This is a genomic window from Streptomyces sp. NRRL F-2664 (assembly GCF_000719345.1).
Taxonomy (GTDB): Bacteria; Actinomycetota; Actinomycetes; order Streptomycetales; family Streptomycetaceae; genus Streptomyces.
This window is the reverse complement of sequence record NZ_JOFX01000165.1, coordinates 1-2,196: the sequence shown is the minus strand read 5'-3', so window position 1 is coordinate 2,196 and position 2,196 is coordinate 1. Positions and strand designations below refer to the sequence as shown.

The following is a 2,196-nucleotide window of genomic DNA, read 5'->3' as shown; positions in this document are numbered from 1 at the left end:
GCCTCCACGCCCACGGCCTGGCGGTTGCCCGCCGACACCGACGGGGCTGCACTCGCCTCACTACGGGCGGCCCGCGCCAGGGCCCGGGAAGTCGCCTGGATGCAGGCCGCCGAGACCGGCGAGGGCATACCCGCTGTTCAGGCCGCCGCACGAGAGCTTCCCGGCCTGGTTCTGGACCTCGACGCCACGGTGATCGCCTGCCACTCAATAAAGGAGGCGGCAGCTCCGACCTGCAAGGGCTCGAGAACCCGACCACCGCGCCGGGACTCCGCCATGCCCAAACACCGAAATCAGGTCGGCCACCCGACTACAGACGATCAGAAACGCCTCATCGCCCGAACCGAAACGTCGAGGCTAACGTCCCCCGGAGGTGATCAACACCCTCACCCAGCCCGGCTGGGTCCAAGCCGGCCAGCCGCTCTGCCTGATCGGTGGCTCCGGCACCGGCAAGTCCCCACCTCCTGATCGGCCTGGCACCGCGATCGCCGAGGCCGGCGGACGGGTCCAATACACGACCGCGGCGAACCCGGTCAACGAGCTGGCCGGGAGCCGCCGGAGACAAGCAGCTGGGCCGCACGATCAAGAAGCACGGACGCGTGGACCTTCTCTGCCAGGAGGAGCTGGGCTCGGCGTCCGCCGATCGCCGCCCTGCGCGGCGCAGGCGGTGGTGGACGCGGCGTCTCCTCGACCGGCACGACGCTGACTGCTCTTCCAGAATTTCACCGAGCGCGAGGAACCGCACGCGATCGCGATCGCTTCGAACAGGCCGTTCACCGAGTGGGACCAGACCTTCATCGACAAGCGGCTCTGCCAGGCCATCGTCGACCGACTCACCTTCGAGGCGCACATCATCGAGACCGGCACGTCGTTCCGTCTTGCCAGCACCACCGCCAAGCGGCAAGCAGCCGCCGTCTGAACGCTCCGCAGGCCGAACCGTTGACGAGCGGGCACCCGCAAAGGTGCCCGCCCGTTCGCATTCCTGTCAGGGGACGCGCCCGGGCGGGCTCCGTGAACCACCCGCTGCAGCCCCATGACAGGCACCCTCCCCACCTCGATCGCTCCGCCACAGGACAGCCCGGGATCCGATCGATGGGTGGGGCCGCCTCAGACCGTTCCAGTGGGGCCAGAACAGCTATTCCGTTGAAAACGGCGGTCCCTGCCGCCCGGCGGCAGCCCTTCCGGCGGTCAGGACGCCGGGCCGTTTCCGGCGCTCACAAGGCGCCGCTGGCCCGGTCAGCTCGGCAGCTCCCAGCCTTCTTTAAGAGGGCCGAAGTAGTGGTCGGTGATGAGCGTCTTCCGAGTCCCGTCGGCCATATTCTGGTAAGCAACGGTGAGGGAATAGCTGGCTTCACCGTACATCGGACTCCAGAGGTCGGTAACGACCGGTGCACCCAGCTTCTCATTCATCCTGCGCGAGTTGTACCGGCCCAGGGCCGTAAGGTATTCATGCGCCTTCTGCGCCTGCGCGCCGAGGATCATGTACGACTGATCGCTAATTACGTCGAGCATTGCCGGGTCCCGTACAGTGGCAATTTTGGCAGCTCTTTCGGTCAGTTCTCTGGCGACCATTATTTCTTCGAGCACCGGTCCGGGGTTAGCGATATCCACCCTCCGCACGCTGGGCGCCAATCCTGCTTGGGCCGCCCTCGCGGGGAAGCTTTCGTCAGTGGCCGTCGTCTCGAAGTAGTGCGCCGCGTCCCCAGCCCCGGGCTCGACCCTTCCTATGGTACTCCGGGAGAATTCTTCGCTCAGGAAGTAGTCGGCATAAGCGCGCCCCTCCCTGTATTTTTCGATGGCGCCAGGATGGGAGAAGAATTCGATTTCGAGCTTTTCCACCCCGGACTTCCCCAGGCTGCTATTGGAGGCGTTCGCCTGCCCCCTGGCGTAGTAGCTTTTGTCTCCCATGGCCACCCGCTGGCGTTCGAGCTTCGCGTTGTGCTTCACTCTGGCGGCTTTCGCGTGCCTAGTTCCGCGGATTTTTATGCCGAAGGGGAGGTTTCCGGTGGGGTCGGTGTATTCGGCGGGGTTGGCGTTGAAGGCCTGGTATTTGTTGAGGGGTGTGGGGTGGGGGTCGCGGGTGGTGAAGCGGCCGGTGCTGCGGTGGTAGAGGCGTGCGGGGGTGTAGTCGGTGCCGTTTTCGGTGTTGGTGTATTCGCCGCCGAAGCGGAAGGGGTTGGCGGCGGGGTCGGCGGCGCG

At 66.1% G+C, this 2,196-nt stretch carries 2 protein-coding genes; one reads left to right on the top strand and one right to left on the bottom strand.

The genetic code is table 11. The features are described from left to right. Positions 1-703 precede the first annotated feature (703 nt). Positions 704-916 carry an ATP-binding protein gene (locus IF89_RS50015; protein ID WP_420707017.1) on the top strand — a complete coding sequence of 71 codons (213 nt, stop codon included), beginning with the start codon at positions 704-706 and terminating at the stop codon, positions 914-916. 317 nt (positions 917-1,233) lie between these two features. Here IF89_RS50015 and IF89_RS39195 read toward each other — a convergent pair. Further along, positions 1,234-2,196 (bottom strand): RHS repeat-associated core domain-containing protein (locus IF89_RS39195; RefSeq protein WP_043194825.1); only part of this gene is annotated, 963 nt, incomplete at its 5' end.